Source organism: Paenisporosarcina indica, assembly GCF_001939075.1.
Lineage (GTDB): Bacteria > Bacillota > Bacilli > Bacillales_A > Planococcaceae > Paenisporosarcina > Paenisporosarcina indica.
In genome coordinates, this window is sequence record NZ_MPTA01000001.1 from 134,311 (window position 1) to 154,626 (window position 20,316).

At 37.9% G+C, this 20,316-nt stretch carries 17 protein-coding genes; 15 read left to right on the top strand and 2 right to left on the bottom strand.

Annotated features, from left to right (window positions below; genetic code table 11):
- Positions 1-259: 259 nt before the first annotated feature.
- Both GY23_RS00575 and GY23_RS00580 read right to left on the bottom strand, forming a co-directional pair.
- Entirely contained in the window at positions 260-1,303 is a 1,044-nt protein-coding gene (locus tag GY23_RS00575) for an LCP family protein (protein WP_075617264.1), read from the bottom strand.
- Positions 1,304-1,517: 214 nt separating this feature from the next.
- Entirely contained in the window at positions 1,518-2,150 is a 633-nt protein-coding gene (locus GY23_RS00580; protein WP_075617265.1) for a YigZ family protein, read from the bottom strand.
- A 176-nt stretch (positions 2,151-2,326) separates the two neighbouring features.
- On the opposite strand from GY23_RS00580, the gene GY23_RS00585 reads away from it, so the two are divergent.
- From GY23_RS00585 to GY23_RS00655, 15 genes are all read left to right on the top strand, one after another.
- Positions 2,327-3,478, top strand: coding sequence for a sensor histidine kinase (locus GY23_RS00585; protein ID WP_084543922.1), 1,152 nt, complete (start codon positions 2,327-2,329; stop codon positions 3,476-3,478).
- A gap of 31 nt (positions 3,479-3,509) precedes the next feature.
- On the top strand, positions 3,510-4,184 hold the full coding sequence (locus GY23_RS00590; RefSeq protein ID WP_075617267.1) for a response regulator: 675 nt from the start codon (positions 3,510-3,512) through the stop codon (positions 4,182-4,184).
- A gap of 230 nt (positions 4,185-4,414) precedes the next feature.
- On the top strand, positions 4,415-4,996 hold the full coding sequence (locus tag GY23_RS00595; protein WP_084543923.1) for a DUF4440 domain-containing protein: 582 nt from the start codon (positions 4,415-4,417) through the stop codon (positions 4,994-4,996).
- Positions 4,997-5,233: 237 nt separating this feature from the next.
- Positions 5,234-6,586, top strand: a complete 1,353-nt coding sequence (locus GY23_RS00600) for an ATP-dependent helicase ComFA (RefSeq protein WP_084543925.1) — start codon at positions 5,234-5,236, stop codon at positions 6,584-6,586.
- Entirely contained in the window at positions 6,583-7,203 is a 621-nt protein-coding gene (locus tag GY23_RS00605; protein WP_075617269.1) for a ComF family protein, read from the top strand. The genes GY23_RS00600 and GY23_RS00605 overlap by 4 nt, the downstream gene beginning before the upstream one ends.
- Positions 7,204-7,319: 116 nt before the next feature.
- Positions 7,320-7,883 (top strand): ribosome hibernation-promoting factor, HPF/YfiA family, encoded by a 564-nt coding sequence (gene hpf, locus GY23_RS00610; protein WP_075617270.1) that lies wholly within the window; start codon positions 7,320-7,322, stop codon positions 7,881-7,883.
- 1,212 nt (positions 7,884-9,095) lie between these two features.
- Positions 9,096-11,609 carry a preprotein translocase subunit SecA gene (gene secA, locus GY23_RS00615; protein WP_075617271.1) on the top strand — a complete coding sequence of 838 codons (2,514 nt, stop codon included), beginning with the start codon at positions 9,096-9,098 and terminating at the stop codon, positions 11,607-11,609.
- Between the two features lie 18 nt (positions 11,610-11,627).
- A protein-coding gene (gene prfB, locus GY23_RS00620) for a peptide chain release factor 2 (protein WP_139311073.1) occupies positions 11,628-12,729 on the top strand; the annotation gives its coding sequence in 2 pieces (ribosomal slippage) (positions 11,628-11,699 and positions 11,701-12,729; 1,101 coding nt in all).
- Positions 12,730-12,960: 231 nt separating this feature from the next.
- Positions 12,961-13,824: a YitT family protein gene (locus tag GY23_RS00625; RefSeq protein WP_075617272.1), complete on the top strand. Its 864-nt coding sequence runs from the start codon at positions 12,961-12,963 to the stop codon at positions 13,822-13,824.
- 52 nt (positions 13,825-13,876) lie between these two features.
- Positions 13,877-14,218, top strand: coding sequence for a cytochrome c551 (cccB, locus tag GY23_RS00630; protein ID WP_075617273.1), 342 nt, complete (start codon positions 13,877-13,879; stop codon positions 14,216-14,218).
- A 409-nt stretch (positions 14,219-14,627) separates the two neighbouring features.
- On the top strand, positions 14,628-15,314 hold the full coding sequence (ftsE, locus tag GY23_RS00635; RefSeq protein ID WP_075617274.1) for a cell division ATP-binding protein FtsE: 687 nt from the start codon (positions 14,628-14,630) through the stop codon (positions 15,312-15,314).
- On the top strand, positions 15,304-16,188 hold the full coding sequence (gene ftsX / locus GY23_RS00640) for a permease-like cell division protein FtsX (RefSeq protein ID WP_075618199.1): 885 nt from the start codon (positions 15,304-15,306) through the stop codon (positions 16,186-16,188). Before ftsE ends, ftsX begins: the two co-directional genes overlap by 11 nt.
- 24 nt (positions 16,189-16,212) lie before the next feature.
- Entirely contained in the window at positions 16,213-17,556 is a 1,344-nt protein-coding gene (locus GY23_RS00645; protein ID WP_075617275.1) for a murein hydrolase activator EnvC family protein, read from the top strand.
- Between the two features lie 598 nt (positions 17,557-18,154).
- Positions 18,155-18,730, top strand: a complete 576-nt coding sequence (locus tag GY23_RS00650) for a peroxiredoxin family protein (protein ID WP_075618200.1) — start codon at positions 18,155-18,157, stop codon at positions 18,728-18,730.
- A 143-nt stretch (positions 18,731-18,873) separates the two neighbouring features.
- A complete protein-coding gene (locus tag GY23_RS00655) occupies positions 18,874-20,307 on the top strand; it encodes a S41 family peptidase (protein WP_075617276.1) in 1,434 nt (477 codons plus the stop codon).
- The last annotated feature ends 9 nt before the right edge of the window (positions 20,308-20,316 follow it).

Here is a 20,316-nt window from a genome sequence, read left to right on the forward strand (position 1 = left end):
GTATTAACACAATGCAAATGCCGGATTGAAGAGGGAATAGATAAACAGAGTGCCAATTCAACCAACTCCACCAGTATGCCCAGAAAACCAAAACTTACTCTAACATTGAAAAAAGAGAGTACAATTGCGCTTAGCCTCATGCAAGAGCGTTAAGCGTGAGGATAATACTAATTCACGATATACAACAGGATTGATCCACAGAGTAAATTATATAAACAAAAAACCGACACAGTAATTATGTGTCGGTTTTTAGGTATGCTTATTCGTTTTCTAAAACCAATTTGTTTGAATCTGTTTCAGTACTGTTATCTGAATAACTTGACGAACCTGGATTTAATCCCATATGACTTTGTAGAAGTTCTTGTGTTTCTTCTAGTGATTCGTCATCGAGTAGCCAGTAATATGTGCCAGTTGACATGTCATCATATCCTTCAAGTGTCAGCGTATCTACTTGAGGCATCCCTTTTTTGATATAAGCAAAGAACGATTTCATTTCATCAAAAGTCATATCGGTTTTCATATTGTCACCGACCGCATCAATCAGATTCCCATACTTTGTAAAGGAAGATGCTGAAGATGCTCTCTTGATAATGGAAGCTAGTATTTCTTGTTGACGTTTACCACGTTCAATATCACTATCTAATTTACGTGTTCGAGCTAATGCTAAAGCTTCACGTCCGTCGAGTTTCTGATAACCTTCTTTTAATTGTACAGAGTAGACATCAAATTCATCTTTTTCCAAACGATCGTAGGGAACAGTTGCATAAATCCCATCAAGAGCATCTACTACATCAATGAATGCATTGAAGTTCATACGTACATAATAATCAACAGGGACATCAAGAAGCCCTTCAACGGTTTCGATTGTTGTTTTTGTGCCACCATGTCCGATAGCGTGTGTTATTTTATCTTTGTATCCTACTTCTGGGATGTACACCAATGTGTCACGTGGGATACTGACTAACTTTATGGTTTTATCTTTATTGTTTAATGTTGCAAGCATTAGAGCATCTGATCGACTAGAATCTGCACCTTGATTGCGAGTTTCGCTATCGTCTATTCCTATAAATAAGATAGATATATTATCCTCTACAGGTTTCACCACTTCTTCACGAAGATTAGAACCTTGTCGGTCTTCCACGGCTTCGTACGAATTATCTGCTGCAGTTTCGACTTTTTTCATCAAGATAATCCCGTAGGCAGTTCCGGAAATTAGTATGGAAGCTAGAACCATAATGGATATTTTTATTATCAAAGACTTTTTTGAGCCTGTTTTAGTTGTTTTGAATTCTTTTCTTTTCATACGAATAGATTCTCCTTTAGTGGGATACTTCCTCACCTGTTCCATAAGACGCAAGAAGTTAGCACAATGTTTCATATCTAACGACAGTACTCCTCATTATACAACGATTTTCGTATTCCTCAAAGGAAAATTTTTTCAGATAATGTGAGAAGAATATAACCTGATCGCTTGTAATCTTACTTTCGAGTTTATTATTTGACTTATTATGAGGGGATTATAAGTCAAACTCGAGAAAATCTGGTGCGTTGCGTTCAATAACAGCTTGCCCATTGGTCATTTCGGTTAACCATTCAATAAATGTTTCTTCCGACGCAATTGGTACATATAGAAATATATCGACGGAATCTGCATAATCAATGCGTTGGAGTGGATAGGATGAACTGCGGACTTCATTCTCAACTTTACCGAGCCATGAATATTCGACAGATACTTTCATTAAATGATGTAATTGTCTTTTTACGATTTGCGCAGCTTCAATCCCTTCTGTTGTTGCTTTACCGTATGCTCGGATTAATCCACCACCGCCTAATTTAATGCCACCAAAATATCTAGTGACCACAACGACTGTATCTTTTAACCCTTGTTTTTTTAGAACCTCTAGCATTGGTACACCAGCAGTACCACTTGGTTCACCGTCATCATTGGCTTTTTGCACGGAATCATGCTCGCCAATTAAATATGCAGAACAATTATGATTCGCTGATTTATGTTGCGATTTTATTTCGTCAATGAAAGCTAGAGCATCATGCTCGCTTTCTGCTCGGTTTACATAAGTTAGGAAACGCGATTTTTGAATAATGATTTCTGATGATCCAAATCCTTTAACTGTTATGTAATCTTTCCTCAAGGAAACTCACTCCTATTGACATCTAGTTGTCATGTAATTTTAATATTTATTTTAATGCTTAGTGGTATAATTGATGCAGTCCTTGCAGGAATATGTGCATTAATGACTAATACTATATAGAGAGAAATGAATGCACAGTCATTCATCAGTATATTGCTTAAAAAGGAGAATACCTGATGACTGCTAAAAAGGTTGATATCAATTCATTAGATTATATTTTTAGTCAAATGGTCGAAACGATGGATAGTTCGAAAAATGATATCTATAAAATAAGTGAACAAAATCGCCAGAGTTTATTACAAATGCAAAAAGAATTAGAAATCGTCCATTCAAAGTTAGCAGAAGTTTTAATTGATGGAGATATTCTAGAAGAAGAGACTCGTTTATCGAGAAAACGATTAGGAGATGTCTCAAAGCATTTTAACACGTTTTCAGAAGAACAAATACGTGAAGCTTATGAACAAGCGAATGACTTGCAAATAAAACTTTCAATTAATCGAACAGAAGAACGTCAATTGCGGGAACGGCGTGCTGATTTGGAAAGAAGATTAACGGAATTAAACGAATCCATTTTGCATGCGGATCAATTAGCAACGCAAGCAAATGTCGTGATGAATTATTTAACTTCAGACCTAAAAGAAGTTGGACAAGCATTAGAAAATGCAAAGTTAAAACAAGAATACAGATTAAGAATTATTGAGGCACAAGAAGAAGAACGAAAAAAATTGTCTCGGGAAATCCATGACGGTCCAGCTCAAATGATGGCCAATGTTTTGGTTCGCTCGGACTTGATTGAACGTACATATCGCGAAAAAGGGGTCGATCAGGCTCTCATCGAAATTTCGAGTTTGAAAGTCATGGTTCGAAGTGCTCTGTCTGAAGTACGTCGAATTATTTATGATTTGCGACCAATGGCATTGGACGATTTGGGTTTAGTACCGACACTTAAAAAATATTTAATGACTATCGAAGATTATAATATAGGGTGCAAAATACACTTCCACTCCATTGGTGATCAACGACGTATCATCACCAACTACGAAATAGCCATTTTCCGATTAATCCAAGAATCTGTGACCAATGCAACCAAACACGGCCAAAGTAAGAACATTGAGGTGAAGGTTGAATGGTGCACACAAATGGTGACGATTACCGTAAAAGATGATGGAACAGGGTTCGATCCAAAGTTCGTTCGCGAGAGCTCATTTGGATTATTGGGGATGCAAGAACGTGTTGATTTGCTAAAAGGTGAAATGATTGTTGAATCTTCTCCTGGAAACGGAACAACAATGATGTTTAGAATTCCTTTGAAAGAGGAAAAAGAATAATAGCTGTGCTTAAATTTAGGAGGAAATGTAAATGACAAAGATAATAATCATAGATGACCACCAATTATTCCGTGAAGGAGTAAAACGAATATTAGATTTTGAAGATTCATTTGAAGTAGTAGCTGAAGGCGGAGACGGTAGTGACGCCATTAATTTATATGAGGAATATGCACCAGAAGTGATTTTAATGGATATCAACATGCCCCGTAAAAATGGAGTTGATGCTACAGGCGAACTAATGGCTAAATACCCTGAAGCAAAAGTCATCATGTTATCAATTCACGATGATGAGTCCTACGTAACGCATGCGTTAAAAACGGGTGCACTTGGATATATGCTGAAAGAAATGGATGCAGATGCAATCGTACAAGCTATTAAAGTGGTAGCTACAGGAGGATCTTATTTACATCCTAAAGTTACACGTAACTTAGTTGCGGAATTCCGCCGCTTAAGCGAGCGTGAAAATAAAGGAACGTTCCACCAATCAGAAATTCGTCGTCCATTCCACTTATTGACTAAACGTGAATGTGAAGTATTACAATTATTGACCGACGGACAAAGCAATCGCATGATTGGTGAGACGTTATTCATCTCTGAAAAGACCGTAAAAAACCATGTATCAAGCATTCTACAAAAAATGAATGTAAACGATCGCACACAAGCAGTTGTCACAGCTATCAAAAATGGCTGGGTAGAAGTACGATAATTCATTTAATCAATCCTCACGAGCACATGCTTGTGGGGGTTTTTTTGCTGGTTTTCTGTTTGTAAGCTACTCCAAGGTTCCTTTAGGTTAGGGGAAATGAAGTAGACCCTTTTTCAGTTTCTCAGAGAAACTTTCCTTATATGATTTCGTCTCAATACACATGTCCGGCTTTATTTATTGTCATATTCGACTTTTTATGACAAAATAGCCGTGTAGGAGGGACGAACTTAATGAAACTTAAATATATGACTATGCTTACATTGATATTACTGCTGTTGTCAGCTTGTGCAGGCGAAGAAAATCGCGAAGGTGCTGGTTCAATATCTGATGGAGAGTCGTCTTCAGGAAAAAACAATGCGTTAGAGCACGGTGTGACAGATCAAGCTCCGTCTGAAGTAGGATTTAGCATGACGGGTAAAGATATCGAAGCAGCACAAAACGTACCAGCTGCAGAGAAAAAAGCATTAATGGAAACATTTGATATTTATTTAAAAGCCTTTAACGAAGAAGATCTTGAGAAATACATGTCAGTAATCGCAAAAGAACCAGAAGGGTTTGATTACAAACAAGAAGAGAAGGACGTTAAAGCTGCTTTTGAAAATTATGAAGTAAACCGAACAGCCGAAGATGTTACTGTTATTAAATACAATAAAAATCAAGCACAAGTTTTTGCATCCTTGTCTATTTCAATGGAGCAAGAGACAACCGGTGCTAAAGTTGACAGAACTGGTCGACAAGTCACTGTTTTTGCAAAAGAGGATGGAAACTGGCGGGTGACCAGTGTGTATTTCATCGGAGATGTAATTGAATAATTGTGAACAAGCCTCGCCTAGTGTGGGGCTTTTATTTTTGCATTAAGGAAATGACGAGAAAAGTTACGTTTATTTAAGTAAACACTCTATACAGAGTAAATTACTATTCATTACAAGAAGGGCACGCCTTCAATTTCGGACCTTCCAACTTCGGTGTCGAGCGCAAGTGTCACTTTCCGTTTTTCGTGATAAAATCAATGAGTAGGAATGAGGTCAATCCGAATAGGAGGGATGCTCATGAAAGAAGTACAAGAATTTTTATCTGGTCGTATTTGGTTGAAGGAGGAAACCCCATTTCCTTTAACGGTTATCGACATGTTTATCCGCAAAGGTTTTATTACCCCCCACAAAGGCATTCAGTCGAATTATAATTCCCTTATCAGTCAAAAAGAAAAAAATCAATGTCGTCGGTGCGGAAACAAAAAGTTGATTACGTTTCAATGTGCTAAATGTAATGGACCGTGTCAATATTGTAGACATTGTATTCGTATGGGCAGAGTCAGTAGTTGTACAGAGTTAATCACTTGGTCTGGCCCATTGGTTGAATCATCCAGTCAACACACGTTTAATTGGACTGGTACGTTAACTGTTTTACAAGCTAAAGCATCACGAGAGTTGCTACACAGCGTTCTAACGAATCAAAGCCATTTAGTCCATGCTGTTTGCGGAGCTGGAAAAACGGAGCTATTATTTCCAGCAATTTTTGAATTGCTGACACATGGCCAACGAGTCTGTATAGCAACTCCGAGAACAGATGTCGTTTTGGAACTGGCTCCAAGATTTCAGCAGGTTTTTCCGAATACAGTGATACATGCGTTGTATGGTGGAGCGCCTGAAAACACAAACTATGCACAATTGATCATTGCAACAACACATCAATTATTACGTTTTGAAGAAGGGTTTGATGTCGTATTTGTAGATGAAGCAGATGCGTTTCCATTCACGATGGATGAAGCTTTGCAATATGCAGTTCAAAAAGCAAAGAAACAACAAGCAGTCGTTCATTATATTACCGCCACACCTTCTGACGAGTTAGTACAACAAGTGAAAAATATATCGCTTATTTCTGAACGTTTTCACGGATTTTCTTTACCAGTTCCAAGATTTGATGGTTTATGGAACTACAGTAAGCATATAAAGAAAGAGAAGCTTTCGCCTAAATTACAAAAGTGGACACAACAATGTCTGGATAACAAACTACCATTTCTCGTTTTTTTTCCAACAATTGAATTAATGGAACAAGCAACCCCCTTATTTCAACGGCTTCATAAGGAGATTGTATCTGTTCATGCGGAAGATGCAGAACGCAAATTGAAGGTACTGAAATTGCGTGAGAAGAAAGTTCCTGGCCTTTTAACAACTACGATTTTGGAGCGAGGGATTACCATTCCAAACGTCCAAGTCGCAGTAGTTGGAGCGGACGAAGCCATTTTCACGAGCAGTGCTTTAATCCAGATTGGTGGTCGAGTAGGTCGCTCGATTGAGTACCCGACAGGTGATCTTGTGTTTTTTCATCATGGCATATCGTTTGAGATGGATCAGGCGAAATCCATAATAAGAGCACATAATGCGAAACGAGAAAAGCCATGAATTGCTTAATTTGTTCAGCTCCATTTTTAGAAGCTCCTTCTTGGCAACGACTGTTCACCATGAAACAATCTGAGACCACTTGTGAAAAATGCAAAAGTAAATTTGAAAAAGCGACCGATAAAGAGCATGAAACGGACTGGATTGGAACAATATACGAAGGTGCACTCGATTCATTAACATCGATCTATTCTTACAACATGTGGATGAAACAAGTTTATCAACAATATAAATTTCAGCATGACGTGGAACTGGCAAAAGTTTTTGCAGCTGACTTTTCTCATCTAAAGAAAAACAAAAATCTCATTGTTCCCATCCCACTTCATCAGGATATGTTAAAAAGTCGAACTTTTTCACAAGTAGATCAATTATTATTAGCTGCAAGAGTGCCATTTACACAAGTCTTAACGAAAATTACAAACAGTTCCCAAATAAAGAAATCAAAAAAAGAACGAATCGAATCAGAAATTAATTATTCAGTATGTGCAGATGTTCAAAGTCAAACCATATTATTAGTTGACGATTTATATACAACCGGCACCACACTACGTCACATTGCATTTATCCTTAAAGAAGCGGGTGCACAAGAGGTGAACGCAATCACATTGATTCGAGCATGACTTGCAGAAAAAACTCTTTCATTCGACAAAATGTAAAAGTTTTTAGTTTGTGGCAGGATAAATTAGGGGATATGTAGAATAAGGTATACATAGCCTTAATTAAAGGAGGAGTTTAAATGTTAAATTTTAATATCCGCGGTGAAAACGTTGAGGTAACTCCTGCGATTCGCGATCATGTTGAAAATAAAATTAACAAAGTAGAACGCTATTTCAACGAAGATTTTAAAGCGAACGCAAATGTCAATTTAAAGGTATATAGCGACAGTCAGACTAAAGTAGAAGTAACAATCCCAATGAAAAATTTAACGCTTCGTGCTGAAGAACGACACAATGACATGTATGCAGCCGTCGATTTAATCGTCGACAAGCTAGAGCGTCAAATTCGTAAACATAAAACAAAAGTAAATCGTAAGTATAGAGACCGTGAAGGCGGAGCAGCAGCCTATTTTGCTTACGCTCAATCCCCTGAACAAGCCGCTTATCAAGATGAAAGTGAAGATGACGTTCATATTGTACGAACAAAACAGTTTGAATTAAAACCGATGGATCAAGAAGAAGCTGTTTTACAAATGGATATGCTCGGCCATAACTTCTTCGTCTTTACTGATGCTGAATCAAACGGCACGAATATTGTTTACAAGCGTAAAGATGGCAAATACGGTTTAATTGAAACGAATTAATAAATATAAGTGGAAGCCCTCAATTTTGAGGGCTTTTTTTTGTAAGTCCACCACGCATCCTGTATTCAAAGCTTTTCCTAACCTAAATAGAGGGCACTGAAAAAGTTCACCAGGATAGACTGACGAGTATTCCCTAGAAATAACGCTCTGGGGCTATGTGGATGCTTCCTGCGGGAAGGCAGAAGGCGCCTAGGATGGTTCTCTGCCTTGGCGATAAAGTCCAGTGTATACAAATTAAAAGCGAGCCTTTCCTTGATTTATCGGGAAAGACTCGCTTTGACTTTTTCGGTGGCCACCTCTACTGAGCTGCCTATTGAAATATGACTATGTTTAGAACGCTTCCCATATTGAATTAAAAACGAAAAAGTGCATTTGCGCGTAAACTCCCGCAAATTTTGAAGAATGTGACCCACAGGTATGCGGTCTTCATACTTGTTTGCTCACGCGGAACCTGCGGAAGCGCAAATGCATGATAAACAACAGGTTGTTTTCGTACAGCTTTGTTATTAAAATTCTTCCAATACAGGAGAGATTCCTACCTGAACAACAATAATTCCTACGTCATATCGTTATTTTCCTACGTCATCCTCGATTATTCCTACGTGACCCACGATAATTACAACTGAGCACTCGCTCAGCTTATTATTAATGGGTATGTTAAAGAATGCTGCTTGATTTTAAAAAAGAAGAAGAGTTCATTTGCGCCTACACGGCCGCAATAGAGTGAAGCGTGAGACCCACAAGTATGTGATCTTCATACTTGTTGGCTCATGCGGAACGTGCGGCAGCGCAAATGCACGATAACAAAAGGGTAGATCTAGGTAAATATGATTGAGAACGGGGAGTTTTCTACATGAATGACGATAATTCCTACGTCATATCGTTATTTTCCTACGTCATCCTCGATTATTCCTACGTGACCTACGATAATTACAACTGAGCACTCGCTCAGCTTATTATTAATGGATATGTTAAAGAATGCATCTTGATTTTAAAAAAGAAGAAGAGTGCATTTACGCATACAAAATCGCAAAAGAATGTTTACAAATTTAACAGATAGCTTCAATGGTAAAAGTGAATAGTTTCATAACTTAATGAGATGCCGGATAGGCATAAAAATATAGCATTCTAGCCTTAATGAAAGTTCGTAATTTGCACCCCTATAGCAGCAGTGGTAAAATAGACGTTGAGACTATATGGGAAGTGATTCTAATGCTTGGTGTATTAAAAAAAGTATTTGACACAAATAAACAAGATTTAAAGAGACTTGAAAAAATTGCCGATAAAGTAGAGGCATTTGCAAAAGAGATAGAAGCATTAACTGATGATCAATTACGTGCAAAAACCGACGATTTTAAAGGTCGTTTGGCAGATGGTTCTACACTGTCTGATATTCAAGCAGAAGCATTTGCTGTAGTTCGAGAAGCAGCTAAACGTGTACTTGGTATGTATCCATTCCGTGTTCAAATCATGGGTGCTGCGGCACTTCATGAAGGAAATATAGCGGAAATGAAAACTGGTGAAGGGAAGACGTTAACGTCAACAATGCCAGTTTATTTAAATGCATTGACAGGTAAAGGTGTACACGTTGTAACCGTCAATGAATATTTAGCTAGTCGTGATGCAGTCGAAATGGGTCAGCTGTATAATTTCTTAGGATTAACAGTTGGTCTAAATATTAACAGTTTGAATAAAGATGAAAAACGTGAAGCGTATGCAGCTGATATTACGTATTCCACTAACAACGAGTTAGGATTTGATTACCTACGAGATAACATGGTGTTATACAAAGAAGAACATGTACAACGTCCGCTTTTCTTTGCTGTAATCGATGAAGTTGACTCAATCTTAATAGATGAAGCACGTACTCCACTCATTATTTCAGGTAACGCGGCTAAGTCTGCACAACTTTACATTCATTCAAATGCATTAGTACGTACTCTTCGTATAGAAGAGGATTATTCATATGATGAATCGACAAAAGGCGTTGTGTTAACAGAAACAGGTATTGAACGAATTGAAAAAGCATTTGGAATCGATAATTTATTTGATTTGACACATGTTGGGTTAAATCACGCAATCAACCAGTCGTTAAAAGCACATGCAAGTATGCATAATGATGTCGATTATGTTGTGCAAGATGGTGGAATTGTGATAGTTGACTCATTTACTGGTCGTTTAATGAAAGGTCGTAGATATTCAGACGGACTTCACCAAGCGATAGAAGCGAAGGAAGGCCTGGAGATTCAAAATGAATCGATGACGATGGCAACGATTACGTTCCAAAACTACTTCCGTATGTATGAAAAGCTTTCTGGTATGACGGGTACAGCGAAAACGGAAGAAGAAGAGTTCCGTAATATCTACAATATGAACGTCATTGTTATTCCAACTAATAAATTAATTGGCCGTGATGACCGTGCCGACTTAATTTATGCTTCAATGGAAGGTAAATACAAAGCAGCAGCAGAGGATATTGCAGAACGACATAAAGCAGGACAACCTGTTCTAGTAGGTACAGTTGCAATTGAAACTTCTGAAATTATCTCGAAATTATTATCGAAACATGGGATTCCCCATAATGTACTTAATGCGAAGAATCATGAACGCGAAGCAGAAATCATCGCAACGGCGGGTCATAAAGGGTCGGTAACAATCGCTACCAATATGGCTGGACGTGGTACGGATATTAAACTTGGTGATGGAGTCGTTGACGTTGGTGGTTTAGCTGTAATAGGTACCGAACGTCATGAATCTCGCCGTATTGATAACCAGCTTCGTGGACGTTCTGGACGTCAAGGTGATCCTGGTGTTACCCAATTCTATTTATCAATGGAAGATGAATTGATGCGTCGATTCGGTTCAGATAATATGCGTGCGATGATGACTCGTTTAGGGATGGATGATTCTCAACCAATCCAGTCTAAAATGGTGACACGTGCAGTTGAATCGGCACAAAAACGTGTTGAGGGGAATAACTTTGATGCCCGTAAACGATTGCTCCAATACGATGATGTTTTGCGTCAACAACGTGAGATTATCTATAAAGAACGTCTAGAAGTTTTAGAAACAGATAATATGCGCAATTTAGTCGAAACGATGATTAATGAAGTCATTGAGCAAGTAGTTGCCATTCATACAACATCTGAAAAGCAGAATGAATGGAATTACAAAGGTCTTGAAGATTATATTAAAGCCAACTTCTTGGATGATGGGACGATTACACGCACACAATTAGAAGGTAAATCAGCGGATGAAATTATTGCGTTAATTAAAGAAGAAGTGTACAAACACTATGACGAAAAAGAAGAAGAAATGACGGCTGAACGTATGCGTGAGTTCGAAAAAGTTATTTTACTTCGATCAATTGATACGAAATGGATTGATCATATCGATGCGATGGATCAACTTCGTCAAGGAATTCACTTGCGTGCATATGGACAAATTGATCCTTTACGTGAATATCAAAATGAAGGATTTGCCATGTTTGAAACCATGGTTGATTCGATTAAAGAAGACGTTGCCAAATATGCGTTGAAAGCTGAAATTCGCAACAATTTACAACGTGAAGAAGTGGCAAAAGGACAAGCTGTAAACCCGAAAGAAGAAGCTGGACCAGTTAAGAAAAAACCAGTGCGTGCTGCAACGTCTGTAGGACGAAACGAAATATGCCCATGTGGGAGTGGCAAGAAATTCAAAAATTGCCATGGAGCTGTTGAAAGATAACGGAGGAATTATGAAATGATGGAATTATCAGATGTACGGAATGAACTGGATAGAACTGCTTCAAAATTAACCGACTTTAGGGGGTCTCTTTGACTTAGAAAACAAAGAGGCACGTATAGCGGAGTTGGATGAAAATATGTCTATGCCCGATTTCTGGAATGATCAGAATGCAGCACAGACGGTTATTAATGAAGGTAATGCACTAAAAGAAATTGTCAATGAATTTAAAATATTAGTGGATACGCAAGAAAACTTAGAGATGACGCTTGAGTTATTGCGCGAAGAAACTGATGAAGACTTACAAGAAGAACTTGGTAACGAAATGAAAGAATTCACAGCTAAAATGAATGACTTCGAGTTGCAACTGTTATTGAGTGAAGAATATGATAAAAACAATGCAATCCTAGAATTACACGCCGGTGCGGGTGGTACTGAATCGCAAGACTGGGCATCTATGTTACTCCGTATGTATCAACGTTGGGGTGAGAAAAAAGGCTTTAAAGTTGATACGCTTGATTACTTGGCAGGAGACGAAGCGGGTGTTAAATCCGTAACTCTAGGATTTAAAGGTCATAATGCTTATGGATATTTAAAAGCTGAAAAAGGCGTTCACCGTCTTGTACGCATTTCTCCATTCGATTCATCAGGAAGAAGACATACATCTTTCGCTTCGTGTGAAGTAATGCCTGAATTTAATGATGAAATTGAAATTGAAATCCGTACGGAAGATTTGAAAATTGATACGTATCGTGCTAGTGGAGCGGGTGGACAGCATATTAACACGACTGACTCTGCTGTTCGTATTACTCACTTACCAACAGGAGCTGTCGTTACCTGTCAGCAAGAACGTTCTCAAATCAAGAACCGTGAAAAAGCTATGACGTACTTAAAAGCAAAATTGTATCAGTTGAAAATAGAAGAAAAAGAAGCACAAATGCTTGAAATTCGTGGTGACCAAAAAGAAATCGGATGGGGAAGTCAAATACGTTCATATGTATTCCATCCATATTCTATGGTGAAAGATCATCGAACTAATGCAGAAAGTGGTAACGTCCAAGGTGTTATGGACGGTGACATCGATTTATTTATCAATAGCTATTTACGTTCTAGAATGAATTAACTAGCAAATGCGGGCATCCTATATGGGTGCTCGTTTTTTTGATGAAAAATCTTGCTGTGAAACGGTACTGCTAGTATGGAATATGTGACTCATGAATGAAAAGCTATTTTAGATCAATGAAACAGTGTGTAAGATTTCTTTAGTGATTCACTAGGGTGAACTTCACACGCTACACTGTGTCTGCTATACTTCTGAAGGGAAATTTTACAGATTAAGAAAGTAGGTCGTATGATGAATCGTAAATATCGGAAAGAGCCACATCCAATGTTGGCTTCCGTTTTGGAGTATATATATATTATTATCGGCGCGGCAATTATTGCAGTTGGCTTTAACGTCTTTTTATTACCAAATGAAGTTGCATCGGGTGGAGTAAGCGGGATTAGTACGATTTTAAAAGGATTATTTAACTGGAATCCAGGTCTTGTGCAATATGCATTTAATATTCCATTATTCATCGCAGGAGTTATTTTTTTGGGGAAACAGTTTGGTGCTCGCTCGCTCGTGGGGACATTAACGTTGCCATTAATTGTTATATTAACAGCAGGGTGGGAACCAGCCACACTTAATCCATTGCTTGGGGCTTTGTTTGGTGGTATATCAGTAGGGACGGGCTTAGGGATTGTCTTCCGTGGTCGTGCATCAACAGGTGGTACAGATCTAGCTGCTCAAATTATAGCGAAATATACAGGTTTTACACTTGGAACTAGTGTCATGTTGATCGATGGACTCATTGTACTTTCTGCTGCGATTGTTTTCGATGTCGAAAAAGGGTTATATGCATTAATTGGCTTATTTGTCACAACAAAGACAATTGATATCATCCAACTTGGATTCAGCCAATCGAAAATGGTTTATATAATTACGAATAAACAAGAAGAAATACGGGATGCTATCTATATGGAAGTAAATCGTGGAGTGACGAAGCTTCCGGCAGTTGGAGGATATACGGAACAAGAACGTCCCATTTTACTTGTTGTCGTTTATCAAACTGAATTTACGAAATTGAAACAAGTCGTAAAATCCATTGATCCAGCTGCTTTTATCATTGTTTCGGATGCCTATGAGGTCCTCGGTGAAGGTTTCAAACGTTCTTGAATTTGGTATACTTTAAGTTAGATTAAAAATGTATTCTACAGGAGGTAAAAGAATGAATAAGAAATTATTAGCAGCTATTTTTGGTTCGTTATTAATGCTTGCGGCGTGTGGCGGTGGGGACGACGAGAATGCAGCCGTAAAAAATGACAAAAAAGGCGGAGAAGTAGTTCAAAGTGGTGATGCAGAAAAAATTGTGCAAGGGAATTGTACGATGTGTCATGGTGGGAATTTAGAAGGGCAAGGAAATGCTCCGGCTTTAACTGACGTTGGAGCGCGACTGTCAAAAGAAGAAATACTTGCTGTCATTAAAAAAGGCCAGGGCGGAATGCCACCAAACATAATTGAGGGTGCCGAAGCAGAAGTTGTAGCAGAATGGTTAGCGAATAAAAAATAATAATACAAATTGACCCATGACGATTCTTGTCAGGGGTCTTTTTTTGTCGAGCATTAATGTCAATTAGCAACACAGCATTCATTTCATACATAACTTATACCCGTTTTTTCGATTCGTTTCCTCTAGTATCGCTATCGAGTATTAACTTGTTTCAGTACTTTTTTAAATTATGTCAAAAATATGTTCAAAAAAAGAAGGGATTCCTGGTGTTAGTGCCGAATTTTGTGATTAATAGGTCAAATTCCCTTATCTAACGTTAAGTCCTTTGACATGGTTTTTTCGTCCTGTAAGTCTTCTGCACGAACTTTTGTAATAGTACTGTAATGAAATTTTGTCGACTTACTTGTTATAATGAATTTGTCGGAAAAAATCTGACGAAAGGTAGTAAACAATAGGTGGTTACAAATATATGATTTCAATGAAAAATGTTTATAAAAAATATCCAAACGGCATTGTTGCTGCAAACGGATTAAATGTAGAAATAATGCAAGGTGAATTTGTTTATGTCGTAGGTCCAAGTGGGGCAGGTAAATCGACATTTATTAAAATGATGTATCGAGAAGAACGCCCAACTAGTGGAGATATCTTCATTAATGACATTAACTTGGCAACCTTAAAATCGAAGCGTGTCCCTTACTTAAGACGTCAAATCGGGGTGGTGTTTCAAGACTTTAAATTATTACCTCGTTTAAATGTATATGAGAACGTAGCCTTTGCATTGGAAGTAATTGAAGAGTCTCCAAAAGTAATTCGTAAACGTGTAATGGACGTATTGGAATTGGTGGGACTTAAACATAAAGCACGCATGTTTCCAACTGAACTTTCTGGTGGAGAACAACAACGGGTTTCAATTGCGCGTTCGATTGTAAACACGCCAAAAGTAATTATTGCGGACGAGCCTACAGGTAACTTGGATCCCGAAACGTCATGGGAAATTATGAAAGTTTTCCAGGAAGTCAATAATCGAGGAACGACGATTATCATGGCAACTCATAACAAAGAAATAGTAAATACAATTAAGCACCGAGTAATTGCAGTTGAAGGTGGACTTATTGTCCGTGACGAAGCCGGAGGTGACTATGGCTATGAAAGCTAGAACATTAGGCCGTCACTTTCGTGAAAGTTTTAAAAGCGTAGGAAGAAACAGCTGGATGAGTTTTGCATCTGCAAGTGCCGTAACGGTTACTTTACTTCTAGTTGGTGTGTTCGTCATGATCATGATGAATCTTAATAAAGTAGCGGATGATCTTGAAAAAGATGTTGAAGTAAAAGTGCTGGTTGAGTTAACGGCAGATGAAAAGATGATTACAAAATTAGAACAAGATATAAAAAACGTTAAAGGTCTCGAAACAATCGTTTATTCGACTAAAGAAGAAGAATTAGAAGACTTGATTAAAGATTTTGGTGGGAAAATGGGATTATCTGATCAGAACAACCCCCTTCGAGCCGCGTTTTATGTCAAGGCATCTAACCCGCAAGAAACAGAGAAATTGGCAAAACAAATTGACCAACTTCCAAATACCTATTCAGTTGAATATGGAGAAGGCAAGATTGATAAACTATTTAGCTTTTTAAATCTTGCTAGGAATATTGGACTGGGCTTAATTTTAGCGTTATTATTTACGGCCATGTTTTTAATTTCAAATACGATACGCATTACAATAGTTGCCCGTCGTCGTGAAATTGAAATTATGAAGCTAGTGGGAGCAACTAGTTGGTTTATTCGAATTCCGTTTGTCCTAGAAGGCATTTGGATTGGAATTCTTGGTGCAATTCTGCCAATTGTAATTGTGACGGTACTCTACATTAATTTATACGAATTGGTTCAGCCCTATTTAGTAGGCGAATTATTTAATTTATTACCACTTACTCCATTCTTGTTCCAAGTGAACGCCCTCATATTGCTAATGGGCATTTTTATCGGAGTCTGGGGAAGCTTTATGTCAGTACGTAAGTTTTTACGCGTTTAATCGCGAGCTTGAAAGGGGCAGAACATGAGAGAAAAACAATCTAGATGGACAATGATAACCATTGCAACGGTATTAGGCTGTTCAGTTTTCATGGCACAACCGACTGCATTGGCGGATTCATTGAAAGATTTGAAAAATGAACAAAAACAAATGGAACAGAAAAAGAGCCAATTGAATTCTACGATTACGGATAAAAAAGGTGATATTACAATAAATCAAAGCAAACAAGAGCAATTAATTGAACAAATTCAAAGTCTCGATAGCAAAATTATTGAAACTGATAGCGAAATAGATAGTGTACTAGGTGAAATTAATCGCACAACCCTTGAGATTGAAGAGCTGAAAAAAAGCATTATCATTTTAGAAAAGAAAATTGCTGATCGAGATGAATTAATCAAAGAACGCTTACGTGCTGTTCAAGAAAGCGGTGGATCTGTCAGTTACTTAGATGTTCTTTTAGGAGCAAGTAGTTTTGCTGATTTTATTGACCGTTTTTCTGCAGTAAATACATTGATGGATGCCGATCGTAAGATTCTAGAAGAACAAGCGAATGATAAAGGATTACTTGAAGAGCAAAAAACTTCTGTTGAGGACAAATTGGCTCAACAAGAAGCTAGCAGAGATAAGTTAGTGAGTCTTAAAGCGGATCTTGATTCTCAAAAAGCTTCAAAAGGTAAATTAGTAGATCAACTAGAAGCTGAACAAGCAAGATTATATGAAGAAAAAAATGAGCTTGAGGCTGAATTCGAAGAGGCAATAGAAGTTAGCAAGGAAGTCGAAAACAAAATCATTGCAGAACAAGCACGATTAGTTGAAGTTGCACGACAAGCGGAAATAGCGCGCAAGAAAAAAGAAGCTGCTGAACGAGCTCGACAAGAAGCAGCCTCTAAAGCAAGAGCTTCTAAAGCAAGCAGTAATAGTGTGAGCAATGGAAACGTCTCTGCACCTGTCGTATCTTCAGGTACTTGGACACGCCCTGCTTCAGGTGTTTTCAAATCCACGTTTGGCCCTAGGGGAGACGTAGGTTTTGGAGCGAAGTTCCATTACGGTAGTGACATTGCGAATGATATTGGTACACCTATTGTGGCAGCTGCCGACGGTGTTGTTTCATATGCATCAACTATGAATGGTTTTGGTAATGTAATCATGATTACACACTCTATTGATGGTCAAATTTTCACAACCGTTTATGCACATTTAAGTGCTTTTAATGTAAGCTCTGGTACGCATGTTTCAAAAGGACAACTCATTGCTAAAATGGGTAACACAGGTAATTCAACTGGACCACATTTACACTTTGAAATTCATGTAGGTTCATGGCAAGGTAATTCAAATGCTGTGAATCCGATTCGTTATGTATCATTCTGATCGACATTAAAATTCACTCCTTTCTATTTACTAGAGGAAACAGAAAAACTTCCGTTTATAAAATTTGTAAGTAAATTTAAATATTAAAAGGCGACATATCGTTCATTTTGAACGAAATGCCGCCTTTTTCTTTCGTATTGCTTACTCTGATTTCTTAAATATGGTCATAATACAGTAGATGATTACTGCGAATATGGACATATATGGCTACTTGCATTTGCATAAAATTCGACAAGTACATTGATTTGGCGAAGTATATAATCAGGATCGATAGTGGTTTATACATTTTGCTGAATTTGCTGGTATCAATATGCCTATGCAGTTTCAGCTAGGCGGCTTTCAAGTGATAGCTGGCTTCTCGCTGGAGGCATCCACAAAGCGCCGAAGCGGTATTAAAGGGAATACTTAGTCCAGTCTATAATGGTGAACTTTTTCAGTGACCTCATTCGCTAGGAGTGGGTTTTATGGTTGGTCTTTTACTTTTCAAGATTTAAAAGGATATCACTTGATGGTAAATAGATTACTTCATCGCGAAGCTCATGATACAATTACATCAAACGTTATCGGAGTACCAAATAGATTAAACGGAGGAACTTCCATGAAGAAAAAAATAGTTGGCCTGGTCTTGTTGGCTGTATTAATTGCAATTGCCATCGGGAATATGGTGAATAATAATATTGATCGGGAAAGGTCTATGACCAATGAACAACTAGGCGTAGATATGACCCGTGTGGCGGCAAAAGAAGGCTTAAATAAAGGGGATGTCCCACCAGACTTTGAACTCACCACACTAGAAGGGGAAACGGTAAAGCTTTCAGATTATAAAGGAAAAAAAGTTGTTCTAAACTTTTGGGCGACTTGGTGCCATCCTTGTCGAGCAGAAATGCCACATATGCAAAATTACTATGAAGATTTTGCGGAAGAAGAAAATGTTGAAATGTTAGCGGTCAATTTAACTAATAGAGACAGTGAGAGTAAAGTGGTGGATTTTGTAAAAGATTACGGCTTGACTTTCCCAATCCCAATGGATGAGGACGGAAAGATCGGCGAAATGTTTGAAGTTATTACGATTCCATCCTCTTATATCATTGATTCCTCAGGAAATATTCAAAATAAAATCCAAGGACCAATGGATGACCAAATGCTTGCGGATTTACTTTCTGCTATTGAATAATTACTCAATAAGTAGGGGGAATAGGTGAGTTGATCAATTCATCTCGGATTATCAAATACGAAATAACAAATCTGGTTTCTTCTTGTCCTAAGATTGCCTACTCGTTCATACAATGAAACGAAGAATGTAGGGGGCGATTTTATTTGAGACGAAGCCGGGTTTTTTTATTTTGTTTATTAGTTGTATTGATTCTTTGTTTACTTGTTTTTTGGTCACCGTTTAAAAAAGACAAGGAAAGTACGTCTTCGGTTAGTCAATATTCTCCAATCGATGAGGCATATGAACGCATTTTGGCAAGTTCAGTCCATCCAGTTGAAGAAAAAAAACTGATTGAAGGTGCTCTAAGAGGTATGGCTGAAACCCTTGGTGATCCATATAGCAAATATATGACTAAGGAAGAAGCCACGTCTCACAGAGAATCACTTTCGGACGAGCGCGTAGGGATTGGCATAGAAATAATGGAGAATAAAGGTCATTTTATTGTTGTAACACCAATGAAATCATCACCTGCAGAAAAAGCAGGAGTGAAGCCATATGATGAAATTGTGCGTGTAAATGGAAAACGAGTAGAAGGAAAGAGTTTATCTGATTTACTAACAGTCATAAAAGGTGAAAAAGGAACAACTGTATCGTTGACTGTTTTTCGTGAAACCGAAGATCGACATCTAGAATTGACTATGAAAAGATCTGCACTACAAATTCAAACTGTAACAAGTGAACGCATTGAAGAAGATGGCCAAGCAATCGGCTATGTGACGATTTCACTATTTGGAGAAAAAACGGCCGAAGAATGGGAAGAACAAACGAGAACACTTGTAAAACAAGGGATTGATGGTTTATTAATCGATGTACGGGGCAATCCAGGGGGATATTTACATAGTGTTCAACAAGTTGTAGGAACCATGCTGAAGACTGGTGAAATTTTTGCTTACATGCAAGACCCTAAAGGTGTACTTGAACCGTTGCCTGTAGAGGCAATGAAAGAAGATGACTATTCAAAAGTAATGAAGAAAATTCCAATTATCTTATTACAAAATGAAGGCAGTGCTTCTGCAAGTGAAGTACTAAGTGGGGCACTTAAAGCCAATCAACGTGCTGTCATCGCGGGTAGTACGAGTTTTGGCAAGGGGACCGTACAAGAAACATGGAAATTAACAAACGGCGGGGAAATGAAATTATCATCACACAAATGGTTAACCCCAAAACAACAATGGATTCATGGGATCGGGATTGAGGCAGATTATAAAGTAAAGGCAAGCGAACTATATCAACTTGAACCACTGCCAATCGATGGTTCGTATCATGTAGGAGATATGAATGAAGATATTATTTATGGACAAAAAGTTTTGAAAGCACTAGGTTACGATGTTACACGTGTCGATGGCTATTTTGATGAAAACACAGCAAATGCCGTACTGGCTTTCAAACAAGATAAGAAAATAGAGGCAAATGCATCAATGGATACCGTTTTCTTTCAATCTACTAGAGAGACGATTTTGGCAAATAAATCTAATAAGAAATATGATGATCAACTACAAAAATCTTTAGGTTATTTATTCCATTCTATTCAAAAGTAGAAAAAACCT

Excerpts from the sequence above, each read along its gene's own strand:
- GY23_RS00575 (WP_075617264.1), bottom strand. The coding sequence starts at position 1,303 with ATGAAAAGAAAAGAATTCAAAACAACTAAAACAGGCTCAAAAAAGTCT.
- GY23_RS00585 (WP_084543922.1), top strand. The coding sequence starts at position 2,327 with ATGACTGCTAAAAAGGTTGATATCAATTCATTAGATTATATTTTTAGT.
- GY23_RS00590 (WP_075617267.1), top strand. The coding sequence starts at position 3,510 with ATGACAAAGATAATAATCATAGATGACCACCAATTATTCCGTGAAGGA.
- GY23_RS00595 (WP_084543923.1), top strand. The coding sequence starts at position 4,415 with ATGAAACTTAAATATATGACTATGCTTACATTGATATTACTGCTGTTG.
- GY23_RS00600 (WP_084543925.1), top strand. The coding sequence starts at position 5,234 with ATGAAAGAAGTACAAGAATTTTTATCTGGTCGTATTTGGTTGAAGGAG.
- GY23_RS00605 (WP_075617269.1), top strand. The coding sequence starts at position 6,583 with ATGAATTGCTTAATTTGTTCAGCTCCATTTTTAGAAGCTCCTTCTTGG.
- hpf (WP_075617270.1), top strand. The coding sequence starts at position 7,320 with ATGTTAAATTTTAATATCCGCGGTGAAAACGTTGAGGTAACTCCTGCG.
- secA (WP_075617271.1), top strand. The coding sequence starts at position 9,096 with ATGCTTGGTGTATTAAAAAAAGTATTTGACACAAATAAACAAGATTTA.
- GY23_RS00625 (WP_075617272.1), top strand. The coding sequence starts at position 12,961 with ATGAATCGTAAATATCGGAAAGAGCCACATCCAATGTTGGCTTCCGTT.
- cccB (WP_075617273.1), top strand. The coding sequence starts at position 13,877 with ATGAATAAGAAATTATTAGCAGCTATTTTTGGTTCGTTATTAATGCTT.
- ftsE (WP_075617274.1), top strand. The coding sequence starts at position 14,628 with ATGATTTCAATGAAAAATGTTTATAAAAAATATCCAAACGGCATTGTT.
- ftsX (WP_075618199.1), top strand. The coding sequence starts at position 15,304 with ATGAAAGCTAGAACATTAGGCCGTCACTTTCGTGAAAGTTTTAAAAGC.
- GY23_RS00645 (WP_075617275.1), top strand. The coding sequence starts at position 16,213 with ATGAGAGAAAAACAATCTAGATGGACAATGATAACCATTGCAACGGTA.
- GY23_RS00650 (WP_075618200.1), top strand. The coding sequence starts at position 18,155 with ATGAAGAAAAAAATAGTTGGCCTGGTCTTGTTGGCTGTATTAATTGCA.